We start from the raw sequence: 19,261 nt of genomic DNA, 5'->3' as shown, positions 1-19,261 counted from the left end.
CCTAAAGGCAGACCCACGCCTGCATAATAACTGCTTATATCACAATGTATCTATCATGAGGCTGAAGCTGACAAATGCCCAACAAATTCACAAAAACGGTCTATGGAGTTCAGGTGATCGAGATCAAAGCTGTCAAAATCGACCTCAATCCCAAAAGCTTCTTCAACATTTAGAATAAAACTGATGATTTGCAGGGAGTCCAGAGCCGCATCGTTCATTAAATCTGATGAACCGTTTAGCTTGTTCCTCAAAGAAGGATCCTCCTTAATGTCAGCAATAATTTCAATAATTTTTAGCTGCATAATTATTCCTCCTCTTTTTCAATACGGCAATGATATCAGTCTGGGGAACAAACAGGTTATAATTGGTCACATGAAGCTGGCGAATATATGTTATGGATTCAATTTCCAGCTCCGGAGGCAGGCACATCTTCAGGTGGCGAACAAAGCTCTCCTTGCTAAAGCGCCAGATGACGCCATCAATAGATGAATTTCCCATATATCCTTTTTTGTCAGAATGCTTTTCCTTTTCTTCCAGGACGACGGGGTCAGTAATAATGATTGTGCCGTCTTCACGCAAAAGCCGAACGCATTCAACAAATGCTTTCTTGTGATTCCGAATGTGATGAAAGCTGCGTGCAAACAAAATGGTATCGCAGGAATTTGGGCTCAGAGAAGTACGTCTGTCGATGGAAGCGTGGACAAAAGTGGAGAAGCGGCCCAGCCTCTTCCCTAAACGCAGTGAATTCAGATTCGGGTCCATATTGATCCAGCGAATATCCTTGTTCTTGTGCAGATACTTGTTAAGCAGGCCTGTACCGCAGCCAACCTGCAGCACATCACCCTGTAGCTTGGGCAGCGCCTTGTACACCAGATGCGGTACAGGAAAATTCTGTACATACATGGCCAGCTCGTAGAAAATTGGATAACGTGATTGCAGCTGTACCAGCTTGCTGGTGTAGAAAGGGTTACGTCGGCTGTTTCTTTTAAAATGCCATCTGTTCAAATAATAAACTGGACTCAGTAAAGTGAAAAATACTACAAATGCCCCAGTGACGAGCTTTACCTTCCATGCACTGGGTTCTTGAAGGACAGTTATTTTTTGTGAAGCCAATGGCTCAGTTGTATGTGAAATGTTATACCCTCCCTTCATCAATCCCTTAAATATATTACTATCACTTTTAACCATGTGAATATATGGTTGATAACGCCAATAATTTTAAGTTATGATATTATCAAACTCCTCATAAATCATTTTGCATTTGAGATATAGACGGATTGGAGGAATATTGATGGAAAACCCACCCGTTTTTAGTACAAGTTATTTTTTTCAAGGAAATGTCTCCGTTCAAACCGTGCTTGCGAAGGAAGATCCGTGCTGCATACGCCATAGCCATGAATTCTTTGAAATTGCCTATGTTTGTGAAGGGGAAGGGATTCATTACATTGAAGAGGAACGGTTTAACGTAGTACAGGGAGATTTATTCTTTATTCCTGTCGGCGTTGTCCATTGTTTTCAACCCAGGGATCTGACCGGGATACAGCCCCTGCGCATCTTGAATTGTCTGTATAAAGCTGAATTGGTGGGCTTCCCATCTAACTCAATACCAAGTCCCTTAAGTCAGTTTTTTTGTCAAGTTGCTGATTATCATCTCGAAAAGAAATGGCGTGCTTATCATGATCAGTCAGGAGAAATTGTACGTCTGTTTCAGGTATTACACACAGAAGGGCAAACCTCAGCCTGTATGTCTGATAACTCCCTGATACGGTATGGAACTTTAATACATCTCATAAAGATACTAATTGAAACAAAAGATCGGAGAGCAATTCTCACGTTTAAGAAAGAGGACTGTCCTATTCATGGAATCATTCATCATATGAGCAATAACTGCCAGAATTCCATGAGCCTTCATGAAGTAAGTCAGTCCATTGCAGTAAGTCCTCGCCACTTTCAGCGCCTGTTCAAATTACAAACAGGATGTACGTATGTCAAAATGCTGCAAAAGATCAGGATTCGAAACATCTGTTTATTTCTGAAATATACCAATTTAACGATCCAATCCATTGCATTGCTTGTTGGAATTCAGGACATGAAATATTTTTATCGGCTGTTCGCTGAAAGAGTGGGCATCACACCCGGTACATACAGATCACGGTACCGTGAAAAAAATATGCCCAGCGAGGAGGATTGGGAGCTTGCTTAATATATCGCCAGTCGGAAGAAGCATTCCGGATTCCGACAAGCTCATATGCTGTACTGACGACTGTATTGCCTCCGTCGCCAATTGGCTTGGCAGGGGTTACACATGTATGTATGCCAATACATGGGGCTTCTCCTTCCAGCCCAAAGGGACCTTGGTACAGCCATTCATGGAAAGGCTGGATTTTCCAAAACCCAGCCTGGATTATTTATCCTCCTTCCATGGCATAAAATTATCTTTTACCCAAAGACCGAAGGACAGAAAAGACGAACAGGTCCTGCTGGCATTGCTGGAGCAACAATTGACTGCGAATATGCCTGTTTTAGTGGGAATCGACGTATACGAGTGCCCGTGGTCAACAGGTTATCAAATAGTACACACCCAACACTCCTGCTTGGTTATCGGTTTGGATCGTGCAAGAAACGAAATTCAGCTTATGGATGCTTTTCATAATAAGCATTGCGAAACCTTACCTTGGAGCATTTTTCAAATAAACAGTGATTCGTATGGTGTGTTTGAAGCCATGGCCCCCTCTTACGCTCCTCATGACTGGAAGTATCTGCTGGAATACTCAATATGCAGTGGCGAGAAGCGTGCAGAATTGATGCAATCATTCCTCAATCTAGAGGCGTTCGCAGCCGCATATGCGGAAGAAGGCCTGCCGCCCTGTTCTTCTGAGCGGCTTATGCTTCCGCAAAACTTTGTGCTGATGAAATTCGAGCTTAACCGAAAGCGATACGCTTTCCTGCTGAATCAACTGTATCAATTTAGTAACCAGCGTCCGTTGCATGAAGCGGCTGTACAAATGCTGGAGATGGCTGACTGCTGGGAGGCTATACGTTTTCAAATGATCAAAATAGCCTTGGCCGGAAATAAAGAGACAGCCCGCATCAAGCTTTTAAAAACTCTACAGGATGTTATCGCAGCAGAACAACGTATCTTGGAGCAACTGGTGGAATGGTTCGAGAGAACCGTCAGAACATGACGTCATTACCCATATCTTCATACGGACCTGTTTGTTATCCTTACAGGAAGAGTGAATTTTTTTCTATCTCAGACTGGAGTGATTAGAATGTATGAGCATCACCGTAAAGCAATGGACAATTTGGTTGAACTGTTAAAGCCGAACCCATCATTTCTGGCCGTCATTACAGCAGGTTCCGTAGCCCAGAACAAGGCAAAAGAAACATCAGATGTTGATGTATACCTGCTTGTAGACGATGAGGAGTTTGAGCGGCGCAAAGCAGAGGATTTGCTCGCCTACACGAATCATGACGTTTGCGATTATCCAGAAGGCTACATAGACGGTAAAATTATAAATCTTCACTTTCTGGAAAGCGCTTCCGAGCATGGAAGTGAGCCAACACGAGCGTCATTTGTTGGCTCTAAGGCTTATTTTTCGAGAATTCCTGACTTGGATAACTTGCTGGCTCGGATTTCGGTGTATCCTGAAAAAAATCGTGAACGCGACATCAAGGATTTTTATGCACAGATATACCTGTATGCTTTCTATTTTGCAGGTGAGGCTGCCAAAAAAGACAATACTTATCTTATGTCTCATGCGGCCAGTAATCTGGTATTGTTCAGTGGTCGGGTTATTCTAACTCACAACCGTATTCTGTTCCCCTGCCACAAAGGTCTAATAGAAGCGGTTACCGGGGCGGCGGAGAAACCGGATAACTTCGTCGAGCAAGTCAACTCGCTGCTGTTAGCACCGACCTTCGAGAAATGCATGGATTTTGCCAAAATGATGCTGGCGTTCAAGGACCCCGGGATTTCCTTCGATCAGGCTATTAGCCGTTTTGTTGAAAACAATGAATGGAACTGGCTCACGCAGGAGCCTCCCCTGCAAGATCGATGAGTTGACGAAAAGCTCTAACCTGCCTCAAAGCTGGTTAGAGTTTTTTTGGGATTTTATTGCTCTCTCCGGCTTGCTATCTGAAACGGTAGTACAATTAAGCTGTGAGCAATAGATTCATAATCTTTTTGCACTAAAATAGTTGGAACTAATCTCAAAAAAAGTTATATTAGGATATATATATTATTTTTAGTATGAGAAAAAAGGAGGAATATCCTAGATGGATGTACGAAGCTGTTTGCAACAAGGATGGAAAGCGGGCTTATGTATGTTGTTGTTATGGGTATGGATGATGGGTGCTGTAACAGCTGGCCAAGCCGAAGCCCAACCGGTGTTCCCGGGAGCCGTGGGATACGGGACTGACACTCCAGCAGGCCGGGGTGGAAAGGTAATCAAGGTGACCAATCTGAACAATGACGGCCCAGGCTCATTTCGTGCGGCATTAGAAACCAAGGGACCGCGGATTATTGTATTTGAAGTCGGCGGTGTCATCAATCTAGAAAAGGTGCGTCTTGAACTGAGAGAACCCTACGTGACCATCGCAGGTCAGACGGCCCCCTCCCCTGGCATTACATTCATCAAGGGAGGCTTGCAGATCAGAACGCATGATGTGTTGATGCAACATGTCCGGTTTCGGATGGGCGACGGTGACAGCACTCAAGGTGCAGGCTTTGAGCCAGATGTGTCCACTTACGGAGCCTCCGCTTATAACATTGTCATTGACCATTGCTCCTTTTCTTGGGGAGTAGATGAGAACATGTCCTTCTCAGGTCCTCGTACCAGCGGAACCAAGGCGACTACCCACCGTGTAACACTCAGCAATAGTATTATCTCCGAGGGCCTGTATAATTCCGTTCATGAGAAGGGTCCCCATTCCATGGGCACGCTCGTTCATGATTACGTCCAAGATGTGGCAGTCATCGGAAACCTTTATGCCCATAACATGGAACGTAATCCGTGGTTCAAAGCGTTCTCGACGGGCGTAATTGTTAACAATGCCATTTATAATCCGGGAAAATGGGCTATTCGGCTCGGATTCGTGGAGAATGAATGGACGGATACGGGGATCAAACCGGAAGGCCCTAGAGTCAGTATCGTCGGTAATTACATGCGGCATGGAGTAGATACGACTAAAGGGTTAGGTATTGTCGGAACGAACAGTAAAAGCGGCTGGGCTTATCTCAAAGATAATCTTGCTTATGACCGTAATGGCAAGTCAGTCCCACTGACTTTTGGCGGAATTAAGGAACTTGACAATCCACCTGTTTGGGTTGAAGGACTTGAAGCACTAGCAGCCTCGGCAGTAGTAAAGGAGGTCACTGAGCATGCAGGAGCAAGGCCGGAGGACCGGGATGCTACAGATCAACGAATTATCTCCGATTTTCTGACTGGTCGAGGAAAGATAATTGATAGTCAGGAAGACGTAGGGGGATACCCGGCTGTTCCAGCGACCTACCGTGCTTTAAATGTACCTGACCACAGCATTGATGAATGGTTGTATCAATTTTCAGTTAAGTTGGAGTAGTCCTTAAAGCTGCTATTTTAAGACATTTCGTAAAAGTAATTAAGACATAACTCTGATGCCAATCGATTTATCACCTAGTTCTAGTTTAGTGTTGACAATCCACTTTCGGCAATAACGACTTGCATGCTACATCTTAAATAAAAAAAGCACACGGATGCCATACTAACATCCGTGTGCTACTCTGAAAATTTCATTTTCGTTTAGTTCAGTTGAACATATTATAGCTGAATCAAAAAAATAGTATGTTTTTATTCCGACAGTTCTATGGTTATCCTTTAAGCAGTATTTACAAATATCATCTTGGCCGTCGTGATCTTCCAAGCCTCGATGCATACTTTTATTTATTCACTTAGTAGGTCCGCCAATCCTCCTTATTTATTTCTTCTAATGCAGCAAGAAGATCTTCATCGGTGTAATCAGATATAACGAGACATAGAGTGTTTAGAGCAAGTGATAACAATACTTGAATTTTGCTGTCTTGTTCTTCTCCTGACACATTAGCGTTTGCTTGTTCTACATCCGACTCTTTGGAAAAACCTGCTTTAATCGAGCCTTCAATAAAACGTGGTTGAATTTCTTCCCAGTATGCAGCACCCTTCGGTGTTGCTATCAATTCTCCAATCGTGGAAAGTTCGGTCAGCTTTCCAGAAAATAATTTCACTCCATTTACGACTGTCGTTTGTTTGAGTACTTCGTCGCGCGCATTTTTGCCTATTACGATATCGTACTTTCCACTTTCGACATGCCATCCGTTTAATTCGATATTCCAATATGCAAAAGAACGTTTATCAAGTACAAAAGTAGCGGTTTTAGTCTCCCCTGGATTTAAGCTTATTTTGGCAAACCCCTTAAGCTCTTTCACTGGACGGATGATAACCCCCTTGTGAGGCGCAACATATAGCTGTATTACTTCCTTGCCTTCAACTTTACCTGTGTTAGTCACGTCCACACTAACAGTAAGTGTCTCCGTTTCGGAATCCAGCGTAGTATGACTCAGCTTAAGATTGGAATACCCAAATGTGGTATAGGACAATCCGTAACCGAACGGGAACAGCACGTCACACTTTTTTGTCTCATAATAACGGTATCCAACAAACACACCTTCACGGTATTCTACATTATCATTTTCACCGAAATAGAACAGATAGGACGGATTATCCTCCAGCTTCTTAGGGAACGTTTCTGCTAATCTTCCTGAAGGATTGACTTTACCATATAAGATATTAACAGTAGCGGCACCTACAGCATCGCCGCCAAGATAGGTTTCCACGATTCCCTTCACTTGATCTGCCCATGGCATTTCTACAGGTGATCCGTTTTGAAGAACTACAATGGTATTGGGATTAACGGCCGCAACCGCTTCGATGAGCTCATTTTGACAAGTCGGCATTCTCATATGATTACGATCATAGCCTTCTGATTCAAACGATTCCGGAAGACCCACAAACACAACCGCTACGTCAGCATTTTTCGCCGCTTCAACAGCTTCCGCCAGAAGAACTTCGTTTGTCCGTTCCTGATTGTCCTCATAGCCTTGGGCATAGGTAACCTCTGTTATTTCTGCAACAGCATCAAGTGCCGATATGACTTTGTATGAATTAATATGCGAGGAACCTCCCCCTTGATAGCGAGGGGATTTAGAATATTGACCAATAAAGGAAACCTTGCTTTCTTTGGAAATAGGTAGTACACCTTCATTTTTCAATAATACAATAGACTGCTCCGCTGCTTTTTGAGTTCGGGCAAGACTTGTTTCAAAGTCGCGTTCTTGTTTCACTTTCCCCTCTTTAACACGGTACGTGACCTCAATAATCCGTTCACAGAGTTTATCAAGCTGCTTTTCATCAAGTTCGCCAGACATAACCGCCTCTACTAGCTTATAATCATTTTTGGAGTCTGCGGGCATCGTAAGCGCAGTTCCTCCCTTGGCTGCTTCAACCCGATTGTGAACAGCTCCCCAATCCGACACAACAAAACCATTAAATTCCCATTCCTTATATAGCATATCCTCGATATACTGGGTATGCTCTGCAGCAAAAGTACCATTAATTTTGTTAAATGAAGTCATAACGGTCCAAGGCTGAGACTTTTTAATGGCGATTTCAAAATTAGTTAGGTATAGCTCTCGGAGAGTACGTTCATCAACGTTCGAGGATGAAGTCACACGTCTGTGTTCCTGTGAATTAGCGAAAAAGTGTTTTACGCTCGTTCCTATTCCCTTGCCTTGAACGCCATTTATATAAGCGGCTCCCATCTCTCCGGCCAGTAGTGGGTCCTCTGACATGTATTCAAAATTTCTGCCGCAAAGCGGCGATCTTTTGGTATTAAGTGAAGGTCCAAGAAGAACGTCAACGCCTTCTGCCAAACACTCATCTGCAAGTGCTTCCCCTACCTCTTTAGCTAGTGTAGTGTCAAAACTGGAACCGAGAAGAGAACCTGTCGGAAAGCAAGTTGCGAGTTTAGAGTTAAATAGATTCGTATCCTCACTCTGTAAAGGCTCGATTCTTAAACCATGAGGACCGTCGGCTAATTGAAGTTTCGGTACGCCGAGACGGTCAACTCCTTTCGTGAACCAATTGTCCCAGCCGGAAGTAAGTGCTGCTTTTTCCTCAAGCGTCATTCGGGATACGATCTCTTTTATTTTTTTATTTTCCAAGATAAATCCTCCTATTACAAATTATACATCACGAACCTATTTCCCTTATTCACATTCATTAGCTCCGCTGTTGATGCGAACAGTATGCGGATTACAGCCTTCAGCAGTGATCGTTACGGTGATTGTACCTTTTCCGGTCGGACGCACAACTGCTAATGCCTTGCCGTCAAAAGTTGTATGCTCATCATCGAAAAAATCTTCCTCAGAAGCGGGGTTTCCGCTACCGAATCCCTGAAGCAAGCCCGGTCCATCAACCTGGACCTTAACCTTGCGGTCGGCGGTGTTATACAGGTTCCCCTGATCGTCTATAAGGCTGATCATGACAAAAGAAAGATCGCTGTCGGAAGCTGTAATATTTGTTCGATCAGCTTCTGCTCCCAACTTGACATCACCACTTGCCGAATGAAGCGTCATCCGGCCGCTTTCTTGTCCACCAATGTAGGCTATCGCTGTAACGTCTCCTGGCTCATAGACGGTATCAAATTCTGCTTTGAAGCGGTTTGCTTCCCCTGTAGCAGCTTTCCCTACCGATTTGCCATTGACCAGTAGTTCGACTTCTTCGGCATCGGCGTACACTTCCACTTTGATCGGTTGACCCTCATGTCCGTTCCACGACCAGCTAGAAATAGAATCACTCCAGCCCCAACTTGACAGAGTAGCCTTTTTGAAATAATGCTGAGGTCTCTGAACTGCGATGTATGGAGCCTTACGAAGACCAAACACGATTTCACGGTAATACGATACCGGTCTACGATTACCAACAATATCAATGTCACCGACCCAAGCTGTAATCCAAGGATACGTGCTTTGAATATAATGTGTAGCTTCTTTTATATCATACTGAACTCTTCCGACTCCAGCTTCACCCAAGTAATCCCACCCAGCCCAAGCAAAGTCGCCGATTAGATGGTTATTTTCCTTAATAATTTTCCAGCTCTTATCAATTCTGTTGGAGAAGGTTTCACTTCCGACGATAATACGATTAGGGAATAATTCCTTATCCATGAGGTATCTTGAATCTCCATAATTGTAGCCTGCAATATCCACGCTGGCGAAAGCCTCGGCTGTTTTCATTGTACATAATTCACTGGATACGATGTTCCCCATAAGATCGCCTAAATCATTCATCATCGTGTTAATGCCACCAGCATCGTCCGCTTCGGGTTGCATTAATTCCTTCTGCTTAGCCAAATCGCTCATTACAGCAAGCATAAAATTCACAGAATTCGTTACAAATCGTGTAGAATCCAAGGACCGTATTTTCTCCGACAGCTTACGTCCCCATATCGAACCAATCGAGCTACCCGTCTCCGGAATTTCGTTACCAATCGAATACATGATGACGCTCGGGTGATTATAGTCCTTATGAACCATGGCTTCGATGTCTTTTTCCCACCAAACTGGGAAATGCAATGCATAATCGTTCTCGGTTTTGGAACTGGTCCACATATCGAAGCTCTCGTCCATAACGAGCATACCAAGACGGTCACATGCATCAAGAAGAGATTTGCTCATGGGATGATGCGAACTGCGCAGTGCATTAAAGCCTGCTTCTTTCAGAATTTCGATCCGTCTCTCTTCGGCTCTGTCAATCGTTGCTGCACCGATTACGCCATTATCATGATGGATGCAAGCTCCACGCAGCTTGATGATGTCCCCGTTGATGCATAGCCCTCGATCGGAATCCAGTGTAAGCGAACGAATCCCGAAGGACGTCGTCTCTTCATCCAACACTTCATCTCCGGCTGTAACTGTTGTTCTGCACGTATACAAATTCGGTTGATCTACGCTCCAAAGCTTCGCATCCCTTACAACCATACGCTGACGAAGTGTGGCAGATTCTCCTGCAAAAGTCGTAATTGGCGACCGATCGGACGCAACTACAGTGCCACTCGCATCGACAATTTCGCTTAATACATGCGTAGTTACGGTGTGTAAACCTTCATTTTCAATTACGGTTGCTACGCTTACTACAGCACGATCATCATGGATATCAGGTGTATCAATTTTCACACCGTCAAAGGCAGTGTGAACCAGATTACCAACGATCAGCTTGGTATTGCGATAGATACCGGCCCCCGTGTACCAACGAGAATCTTTATTTGTCTTAGCGATAACCTTGATTTCATTCTCTACCCCGTACTTGAGGAATCGGTCGGCCTTTACATAAAAATGACTATAACCAAACGGTTGCTGGTAGGCATAATCCCCATTAATATAGATCATTGCTTGGTTGTATACGCCTTCAAACTCAATCGCAACTCGCTTGTTACGATACTCGGAGGGAACGAAAAAACGTTTCTTGTATTCGTATTCCCCGTCAGGATAACAAGCAATATTGCTACTACCGTCTTTCAATCTCTCATTTTCCCACATGGAATCATGTGGAAGCGTAACCAATTTTGAAGAGGATTGATCTGTGGCAAGCTCGGAAAAATAAGTCGTTTTCGGTCCAACCGTCCAATCGGCATTAAAGGATGTTCTAATCATAAAGTGTGTCACCATCTTTTCTTTAGAATTTTAATTGTATGTCCTTTATGAAATAATAGTATCACCGAACCGCATAAGTACCTGGAACGTGCACGTATTGACGTTCGACGTACTGAATAAGCCCTAGGGTTCATATGAATACTTTGGTTCGTTGTATCATCGGTAAAACTATCAATTCTAAGCCCATTTTATTGGATCTGCCACTATATCCTCTACCACTTCACCGACTTCCGATTTGCACTTTTCCGACCATTCTATTTAAAAAACGGTCATGCAATTGCATGACCGTATAGAATACAAGATAATGTTACTTGCTTGTCTTCGCCCATTCGTTGAGTTGTCTTTGCTTCTCTGCGATGACTTTGTCCATTCCCGCCGATTTCAACTTTGCAATAAACTCCGGCAGTATTCTATCGGGATCAACACTTCCAGTTTCAAGTGGGACAGCATATTGGGAGATAACGTTTCCCACAGATGCAAATTCGGCCTTAACAGGAGTAGAGTCGAAGGAGAAACCAAGCGCTTTGGATTTAAGTGCCGACTTGTTAAATTCTTTAATTTTCCCCCATGAGTCAGGGTCTTGCTCATTAAAAATATAAGACAAAAATTGGTTACCGAACAACCATCCTGTATTTAAGTAATACCCTGAATTTTGACTATTAACGCCTTTTGGAAAATCAATGATCTTTTCGGATTTGAATACATAATGTTTTCCCTCAATCCCCCACATCAACAAGTTGGCAATCTCTTTATCTGTATACATCAGATTAAGGAATTTCATTGCTTTCTCTGGAGTTTTGGAGTTAACCGGAATTCCCCACATTACATTGGTTATCGTTGATGTTGTGGCTACCGGCTGTGAGAATGCTACAACTTCCATAGGTACGCTGCTGGTTAGCGTCTCACCTTCATATGTTTGAGGTTGGACACGGAGCAAGTATGCAAAAGCCTGTTTTGATCTGATCAAATCATATTTGGGAGTTTTATTAGTTGCGGCGTCCTTAAGGATCAACCCTTCTTCATACCATTTTCTAACCATTTGAAGCTGATTGGCATATTCTTCTGTTTCGTAAAGATTCACCAGCTTCAAATGATTATCATAACCTGGCAAAACACCGGTTAGGTCACCAAGAGAGTCATACGTTTGATAGGTTCCGAGTATAGAAGCACCTACAGCTCCCGGAACCAATGGAGCAATATCCGGTTCACCAGCTTTAACCGTTTTTAATACGCTCTCTACATCCTTTATATTCCTAATCCGTGCACCATCAATTTTGTACTTATCAGCTAGATCCTTTCGCATCGCAATACCATAAGTGGTGACCATGTCGCGTAAGGTAGGAACGCCATAAATAGAGCCCTTAACTTTTGCAGCATCCAGATAGATTGGATCCAACGCTTGGGTAATTCCTTTCCCCTGTCTTGTCAGAAGTTCGTCTAGAGGAATAAGTTGACCTTTTGATACTAATGAACTGTAGTTATAAATTGTGGGAATTAAATCAAGCTTTGCATTACTGGAGAACATTAAATTGGTTTGCTGCTGCCAATCCCCAAAGCCGATCGGTAATAGTTTAACCGTAACATTAATTTTCTTCTGGGCGATTTTGTTGATGGCATCTTGAACGAGAGAGATATCCTTCGGTGCAGCACCGAAAATTGGAAATGCGACAGTTAACTCCACTGTTCCATCTGCCTTAGTATCGGCTGATTTTGCCTTTTCAACATCATTACCGCTACAAGCGGATAATATCAGCGTGAAGACAAGAAGAGCACTTACTAAGCTCATTCTTTTTCTCATTGTTATCCCCCACTAATGGTTTTTTCGATTTCATGGTTATGTACAGTTTACTTCTACTTGTGTGGACACCTTAAATTTAAGGTGTCCACTTTTTTAGTCTACCATTACCTACACATCATAACCAACTAAATGTTTTTATCACTCCACAGTTTTGTTTACTGTTACCCTTGATGAAAACACCTTTCTTTTTATAATCATTTTCTCACCAACAATACAAAAGTCACCTTTTAATCGAATATCCTGAGATGAAGCTCCAATAAACACTTCTATCTTCCCTGGTTCCACGATCTGATCCATGTTTAAATCATGGAATGCCAGTTGTTTCATATTGACCTTAAAAGTAATTTCATTCGTTTCTTGAACATCCAGGCTAATACGAGCAAATCCAACAAGTTGTTTAACTGGTCTTACAACACTGCTTACACAATCCCTCATATACATCTGTACGACTTCATCACCTCTAAATGTTCCTACATTTTTCACCTTAAATTTCAGGCTCAATTCTCCATCGGACTGAACCGTACTGTCCAGACTCAAATCACTATATTCAAACTGTGTGTAGCTTAATCCATGACCAAATGGGTAGAGCGGTGTGTTGCTGCTAGGATCAATAAATTCGGCCCAGTCATCTATTTCGACATAGAATGGCAATCTGCTGTTATACATCGGAATTTGGCTTGCTTCTTTTACAATTGTCACTGGTAGCTTCCCGCTTGGATTTCTTTTTCCTGTAAGAATGTTGACGATTGCTTCTGCCCCGGACTGTGCAGGAAGCCATGAATACAAGACTGCTTTACTTTGTTCACTTATAGCAGGAGTTGCTAATGGTCTACCATCAATAATGATGGATATGACCGGTTTATTCAACTTGAACACTTCTTCCATCATTTCCAACTGTGGTTTCTCAAGATGAATATTGCTATTATCTTTATTTTCTCCACAGGTTGCCTCAGGATCAATCATACTTTCTTTTCCACCTAATACAGCAATCACAATATCCGCCTGTAGGACAGCCTCTTTAACTTTATCTATCCCACCATCAATGGGCTGGAGAATATTACACCCTTTTGCATGTAATACATTATCTTTTCCAAACTCTTCTTCCAAAAAGTCCTTGACGGATTTACAATTCGGATAGAATGTTTGCGTAAATTCTTCCGTCGTTTCATACACCTTATTGGATGAAGTATGCTCCCTTCGGCCTTGCTTTATTAAATTCATGATGATTTCTTTTTGTTCCGGTGTCGGTTGGTCCTCAAATTCAATGCCTAACGGTTTGAATGCGTCTTTATGTTCAGTAATGGCGCCAGCATAAGCTATTTTTAAATAGTGGTCTTCTTCGGATTTATCGAAATCACTACTTTTGGTACTTGCAGAACCAACCGATGAATATCCTCCAAAGAAGTTCGTTTTGTTGTCTGAAGATGGGCCAATAACCGCAATTTTCAATTCCTTCTTTAATGGCAATATATGATCTTCATTTTTTACCATAACAATGGATTTCTCAGCTATCTCTTGAGATAAAATCTGATTCTCTGCCTTGTTAATTTCTTCAAAGAAATCTCCAACTTCGTAAGGATTCTCGAAAAGGCCTAGCTTAAATTTGGTTTCAAGAACCCTTCTTACGGAACGATCAACATAGAACTCTTCAATCTCCCCTGAGTTTACAGCTTCAACTAAGTGCTTATAACAATAGTTATTAGGCTGCTCGACGTCCATTCCAGCCTGAAGCGCCAGAATAGCTGTTTCTTTCGGGTCTTGTGCCACCCGATATCGCGAATTAGCATGACTGATACTGCCATAATCCGCAACAACTAGTCCATTAAATCCTAATTTATCTCTGAGGACGTCTGTCAGCAACCATTTTGACGTAGACACTGCTTGGTCATTCAAGATGCCATAACTATTCATGACACCCATCAGATTGGATTCATGTATTGCCGCTTCAAACGGGAAACAATACGTGTCCAGCAGTCTTCTTTCTGCGATTTGCTGTTCTCCACCGTTCCTGCCACCTTCGGCATTTCCATAACCGACAAAGTGTTTGGCTGCAGACATCACTTCATTGTCTCCTTGGATGCCGCTAACAAAGCCCACCCCCATTTGAGCAACTAAATAAGGATCTTCTCCATAGGTTTCGCCGATTCTTCCCCACCTTGGATCTCTACCCAAGTCAAAAAGAGGAGAATGTACGGCCCTAAAACCATAGGACAGCAGTTGCCTTTTTACGACCTCACCCATTTTCCGAGCCAATTCAGGCTCCCAAGTTGAAGCCAGATTAAGAGATTGCGGAAAAGTCGTCGCTCCCGGTATCTGGGCTCCTGCTATCCCCTCATTATGAATGAGCACTGGAATGCCTAATCTTGTTTCTTCCATAAGATATTTTTGTATACTTCTTAGTTTATGAATATCTTTCTTATTATCGCCTGTTAAGGAGACATTAAGACAGCTTAGGGTGCCAATCCCGTCCTTCATACTTTCTTTCAGAGTAGCAAGACTGTCCTCTCCATCTTCTACAGTTGCACAAAATAATTGGGCTACTTTTTCCTCTAATGTCATTCTTTCAAGTAAGTCGCTGACTCTGTCATGAATCAACTTACTTGCATCTTTATAAATCATTTATAAACCTCCTACCATATTGTATCATTCATTTGCTGTACATTCGTTAATCCGGCAACGCCATGGTTACTCTATTGGACTCCGTCTTTTAGATAAATCATCCAGTATACGGGTATATTGTTTTTCCAGAGAGTAAAAGTAAAGTAAAACGGCCATAATTATATACAATACAAGCGGAACATAGATACCCATAACTATAATTATAGAATTTGCTGACTCCGTTTGCACAGCTGCTCCTTCTTGAAAATGTCCCCAGGCTAGAAGCCAGCCGATAAGCGCAGTTCCAAGGGCCGTACCTACCTTATTGCCCAGAGAATTAATACTATTGGTTAATCCAACGATCCGTTGACCATGCTTCCATTCTCCATATTCAATCGTACTGGTAATAAGCGGCATCATGACGACCATCAAGGGAATCATGGCGAACGATTGCAACGCAGATCCAATGACACCAATCGTAATGCTGTGTGGATCAATGATACGAACTACGCTACCTACAATACCTACAATTAATCCGACGACAGCTGTATTCCGTTGACCCCAACGTTTAATAATAGGGACGGAAATGGCAAACACTAAAAGATTTAGGAGAAGCGTTATTGCACCCAGGATTCCCACTAAATTTACATTACCCCAGATGTATTTGGCATAGTACATACCAGATAAGCTAGCCATGCCAAATGAGATATTAGTGAAGAATCCTAACAAAAAAGTGACCAGCCAATATTTGTTTGAAAAAAGTAATTTTGCACCTGTCAGTAGAGAAAGGGTCTTCTTGATCTCCCCTTCTTGCTTTAATTGTTCCGTGTTATATTTTTCCCTCGTAGATTTATAGGCAATAAAAATTCCGACAGATGAAATTAATCCTATTACCGAAGCTAAAAAGATCCATTCTTTTTGCCCTCCACCTAACATATTAACTACAGGAATAAAGGCAATTGTGACAACACCACCCGAAACAAATGAGGCGACGGCCCGAAATAAGCCCATTATAGAGCGATCCTCATTGCTTCTCGTTGTTAATGCCATTAAACTTGCATAAGGGATTGAAGTCGGAGTAATCACACAAATATAGAATAATAGATTCGTTATAACGATGTATGCTATTTTCCCGCCGTCGCTTATATTAGGTACAATGAACACCAGTACAGTCAATACGAACATCGGAATGGTCATCCATAATAGCCAAGGACGTGCTTGACCATGCTTGGAGCGAGTTCTGTCCACGATGTAACCCATACCGATATCGGCCGCGGAGTCAATGACCTTGGTTAATAACAGTATTGTCCCGATAAGACCTGCCGAAACACCTACAACTTCCGTGTAAAAGAACATCAATAATGACATCAACATCGTCACAGCATTTAATGAAAATTGTCCTAAAGCATCTCCAATCAACTGTCTGGTTGTTAGCTCTCGTTCCATTTTGTTTTCAGCCTTTCTGCTTAGATGCCTGGTTTATTGTAAAAGCCTTGAGATCAAGAGAGTTCAAAATCGGCTTGTTTCACGTCACGGGAATTCGATCCGATATAAACCTTGAAATCCCCTGGTTCAGCTGCAAGCTCCTTGTCCGCGTTCCAATACGCCAAATCTGCTTCAGTAATATGGAAGTGAATTTCTTGTGTTTCCCCTGCTGCTAAGGTCACCTTCTTAAACCCCTTGAGTTCTTTTACAGGACGAACCACGCTACCGTATACATCCTGAATGTACATCTGGACGATTTCCTCGCCTGATACTACTCCGGTATTTGTGACCTTAACACTGGCGATAATCGTCTCCAAAGTAGTCATCTGCTTTTGGGATAAGCGAATCTCAGAATACTCAATTGTTGTATAGCTTAGACCATAGCCAAAAGGGTAAAGAGGTTCATTGGAACCATCAATATATCTTGAAAAAAACTTGTCATTTTTATTTTTTTCTGTGACAGGTCTTCCTGTACTGAAATGGTTGTAGTACATCGGGACTTGCCCTAAATGAGTTGGAAAGCTCATCGTCAATTTGCCGGATGGATTGTATTTCCCAAAGAGTACATCGGCGATTGCATGCCCGGCTTGAGAACCCAGGAACCAAGTTTCGACAATGGCATCCATATGACGCTCAAACCAATCCAGCACAAGGGGACGCCCGTTAGTCAACACAAGTACGGTGGGCTTACCTATCCGCACAATAGCCTCTGCCAGCTCTTGCTGCACCTTCGGCAATGATATGTCCATGCGAGACGCGGCTTCACCGGACATTTCACTGCTCTCGCCAAGTGCAAGGATAATGATGTCTGCTTGTTCTGCGGCTGTAATGGCCCGCTCCAATCCTCCATCCATCGCTTCTTCTACATGGCATCCTGCTTCAATCAGCAGATTAGACCCGGAGATTCCTTGTTGTTCGATTCCTTGACGAAGTGTAACAGTTTCTTCTGTGTAGCGTGAATACTGCCACGGTCCAAGCAGGTCTGAAGTATCACCGAAAGGACCAATTATGGCTACCTTCTGATCTGTGCTTGCAATCGGGAGAACATCGTTATTTTTTAACAATACGATGGATTGCTCTGCCAAACGCCGACTTTCTTCCAAATGCTTCGCACTAAAGTGATATTCCTGTTCCTTCTCTGGACGAATGTAGCCAAACGGGTTATCCATAATTCCAATCTTATACTTCAAGGTCAGGATACGTCGTACTGCCTCATTCAATTGTTCTTCTAAAACGACATTCTGTTCAATTAAATCCGCCAACTGGTCATAAGAACGAGTTACCATCTCAATATCCAATGAAGCATCAAGAGCTTTCTTCGCCGCTTCTTTACTGTCCTTAGCGTTACCATGTGCGACAATCTCGTCAATGGCACCATAGTCGGAAAGTAATACGCCTTCAAAACCAAGCTCCTTGCGAAGCAGATCATTAAGAAGGTAGCGGTTGCCAGCTACGGGAACGCCTTGATAAATATTAAAGGAATTCATCACTGATCTGGCTCCGGCTTCTATCCCTGCTTGGAACGGAGGTAAATAGACGTTACGCAAGGTTCCTTCCGAAATGTCTACCGTATTGTAATCCCGTCCTGCCTCAGCAGCTCCGTAAGCGATGAAATGCTTTAAACAAGCGATAATTGTGTCTGGATCAGATAAATCGTTCCCTTGATAGCCTTCAACTTGTGCTTGTGCAATCAATTTCCCTAGGTAAGGGTCCTCCCCTGCGCCTTCTACGACTCGACCCCATCGTGGGTCTCTCGTAACGTCCACCATAGGACCGTGGTTGTAGTTAATACCACTGGCACTAGCTTCTTTGGCACTAATGGCACAGGCTTCTCTGATAGCTTCCATATTCCAACTGCAAGACCAGGCAAGTGGCACTGGAAAGATAGTCTGAAACCCGTGTATTACATCAAAGTTAAAAAACAATGGTATCCCATTCGGGGATTGCTCTACGGCGATTTTTTGCAGATCAAACGCACGACTGCTTCCCAGAGCTCCAAGCACAGAGCCAACTCGACCATCTGTAATCAATTTTTCCGGTGGATCGGATTCAATCTCAGACCCCAAGGAAATATTGGAGGCCATACATTGGCTCATCTGACCGATTTTTTCAGTGACAGACATTTTGCCAAGAAGCTCCTCTACAGCCTGACGTATCTCGGCATCATTCCGTTGCTTCACACCCTGCTTACGATAAGTAGCCAACTCGGCAATTAGATCGTCCGCAAGGGAGGGACCCGGTCCTTTAGCTCCTTTTATGGAGAATGCCTCCTGATAGGGAAGTTTGATTTTGCCGTAGAACTCCTGATCTTCGAAGGTAAGTTCAAATTCAATGGGTTCATCAGGTACAAGAGGAGAAGTACCATTAGCTGTTAGAACGTTTTCTTTGACTGTAATTGTATTAATTTCAATCGGCAGTGGAACAGGCTCCATTACTACAGATAATTTATAGGTCGGCTGCTTCTCAATAATAAACTGCATTTTCAATTTTGCTTCTGGTGTTTTGAGTAAAAAATGCCAAGTACCAATCATGTCAATCATCCTTTTTTTACGAATTAGCTTTTAATCAAGCCGAGTGTTGTACCTTAACGAAATACACAGCCTAGTGTAAGCGTTATCAAAATACACATAAATTAAACGGAACATCTCGCC

General features: G+C 42.9%; 12 protein-coding genes. 4 read left to right on the top strand and 8 right to left on the bottom strand.

The features are described 5' to 3' along the window. Positions 1 to 53 precede the first annotated feature (53 nt). Together ACIFO6_RS19805 and ACIFO6_RS19800 are read right to left on the bottom strand one after the other, a co-directional pair. Entirely contained in the window at positions 54 to 302 is a 249-nt protein-coding gene (locus ACIFO6_RS19805; RefSeq protein WP_430043139.1) for an acyl carrier protein, read from the bottom strand. Next, positions 283 to 1,113, bottom strand: a complete 831-nt coding sequence (locus tag ACIFO6_RS19800) for a class I SAM-dependent methyltransferase (protein ID WP_430043137.1) — start codon at positions 1,111 to 1,113, stop codon at positions 283 to 285. The genes ACIFO6_RS19805 and ACIFO6_RS19800 overlap by 20 nt, the downstream gene beginning before the upstream one ends. A 178-nt stretch (positions 1,114 to 1,291) precedes the next feature. On the opposite strand from ACIFO6_RS19800, the gene ACIFO6_RS19795 reads away from it, so the two are divergent. From ACIFO6_RS19795 to ACIFO6_RS19780, 4 genes are all read left to right on the top strand, one after another. Next, entirely contained in the window at positions 1,292 to 2,203 is a 912-nt protein-coding gene (locus ACIFO6_RS19795; RefSeq protein ID WP_430043135.1) for a helix-turn-helix domain-containing protein, read from the top strand. After that, positions 2,196 to 3,185 (top strand): hypothetical protein, encoded by a 990-nt coding sequence (locus ACIFO6_RS19790; RefSeq protein ID WP_430043133.1) that lies wholly within the window; start codon positions 2,196 to 2,198, stop codon positions 3,183 to 3,185. Before ACIFO6_RS19795 ends, ACIFO6_RS19790 begins: the two co-directional genes overlap by 8 nt. Positions 3,186 to 3,272: 87 nt before the next feature. Beyond that, entirely contained in the window at positions 3,273 to 4,061 is a 789-nt protein-coding gene (locus ACIFO6_RS19785) for a hypothetical protein (RefSeq protein ID WP_430043131.1), read from the top strand. 217 nt (positions 4,062 to 4,278) lie between these two features. Next, positions 4,279 to 5,583 carry a pectate lyase family protein gene (locus ACIFO6_RS19780; RefSeq protein WP_430043130.1) on the top strand — a complete coding sequence of 435 codons (1,305 nt, stop codon included), beginning with the start codon at positions 4,279 to 4,281 and terminating at the stop codon, positions 5,581 to 5,583. Between the two features lie 349 nt (positions 5,584 to 5,932). On the opposite strand, the gene ACIFO6_RS19775 is transcribed toward ACIFO6_RS19780, so the two are convergent. The 6 genes from ACIFO6_RS19775 to ACIFO6_RS19750 form a co-directional block, all read right to left on the bottom strand. Next, a complete protein-coding gene (locus ACIFO6_RS19775) occupies positions 5,933 to 8,239 on the bottom strand; it encodes a glycoside hydrolase family 3 C-terminal domain-containing protein (RefSeq protein WP_430043129.1) in 2,307 nt (768 codons plus the stop codon). A gap of 45 nt (positions 8,240 to 8,284) precedes the next feature. Next, the gene (locus tag ACIFO6_RS19770) at positions 8,285 to 10,729 is read right to left on the bottom strand and encodes a glycoside hydrolase family 2 protein (RefSeq protein ID WP_430043127.1); all 2,445 of its coding nucleotides are present in this window, start codon (positions 10,727 to 10,729) and stop codon (positions 8,285 to 8,287) included. Between the two features lie 307 nt (positions 10,730 to 11,036). Next, positions 11,037 to 12,527: an ABC transporter substrate-binding protein gene (locus tag ACIFO6_RS19765; protein WP_430043125.1), complete on the bottom strand. Its 1,491-nt coding sequence runs from the start codon at positions 12,525 to 12,527 to the stop codon at positions 11,037 to 11,039. A gap of 138 nt (positions 12,528 to 12,665) precedes the next feature. After that, on the bottom strand, positions 12,666 to 15,146 hold the full coding sequence (locus ACIFO6_RS19760) for a glycoside hydrolase family 3 N-terminal domain-containing protein (protein ID WP_430043124.1): 2,481 nt from the start codon (positions 15,144 to 15,146) through the stop codon (positions 12,666 to 12,668). A 66-nt stretch (positions 15,147 to 15,212) separates the two neighbouring features. Continuing rightward, on the bottom strand, positions 15,213 to 16,571 hold the full coding sequence (locus tag ACIFO6_RS19755) for an MFS transporter (RefSeq protein WP_430043122.1): 1,359 nt from the start codon (positions 16,569 to 16,571) through the stop codon (positions 15,213 to 15,215). A gap of 53 nt (positions 16,572 to 16,624) precedes the next feature. After that, on the bottom strand, positions 16,625 to 19,141 hold the full coding sequence (locus tag ACIFO6_RS19750; RefSeq protein ID WP_430043120.1) for a glycoside hydrolase family 3 N-terminal domain-containing protein: 2,517 nt from the start codon (positions 19,139 to 19,141) through the stop codon (positions 16,625 to 16,627). Positions 19,142 to 19,261 lie beyond the last annotated feature (120 nt).

Source organism: Paenibacillus sp. NRS-1781 (assembly GCF_050467745.1).
GTDB classification, from domain to species: Bacteria; Bacillota; Bacilli; order Paenibacillales; family Paenibacillaceae; genus Paenibacillus; species Paenibacillus terrae_A.
Note: the sequence above shows the minus strand (reverse complement) of the source record. Positions and strands in the feature narration are given on the sequence as shown.

Excerpts from the sequence above, each read along its gene's own strand:
- ACIFO6_RS19805 (WP_430043139.1), bottom strand. The coding sequence starts at position 302 with ATGCAGCTAAAAATTATTGAAATTATTGCTGACATTAAGGAGGATCCT.
- ACIFO6_RS19795 (WP_430043135.1), top strand. The coding sequence starts at position 1,292 with ATGGAAAACCCACCCGTTTTTAGTACAAGTTATTTTTTTCAAGGAAAT.
- ACIFO6_RS19785 (WP_430043131.1), top strand. The coding sequence starts at position 3,273 with ATGTATGAGCATCACCGTAAAGCAATGGACAATTTGGTTGAACTGTTA.
- ACIFO6_RS19780 (WP_430043130.1), top strand. The coding sequence starts at position 4,279 with ATGGATGTACGAAGCTGTTTGCAACAAGGATGGAAAGCGGGCTTATGT.
- ACIFO6_RS19770 (WP_430043127.1), bottom strand. The coding sequence starts at position 10,729 with ATGATTAGAACATCCTTTAATGCCGATTGGACGGTTGGACCGAAAACG.
- ACIFO6_RS19765 (WP_430043125.1), bottom strand. The coding sequence starts at position 12,527 with ATGAGAAAAAGAATGAGCTTAGTAAGTGCTCTTCTTGTCTTCACGCTG.
- ACIFO6_RS19760 (WP_430043124.1), bottom strand. The coding sequence starts at position 15,146 with ATGATTTATAAAGATGCAAGTAAGTTGATTCATGACAGAGTCAGCGAC.
- ACIFO6_RS19755 (WP_430043122.1), bottom strand. The coding sequence starts at position 16,571 with ATGGAACGAGAGCTAACAACCAGACAGTTGATTGGAGATGCTTTAGGA.
- ACIFO6_RS19750 (WP_430043120.1), bottom strand. The coding sequence starts at position 19,141 with ATGATTGGTACTTGGCATTTTTTACTCAAAACACCAGAAGCAAAATTG.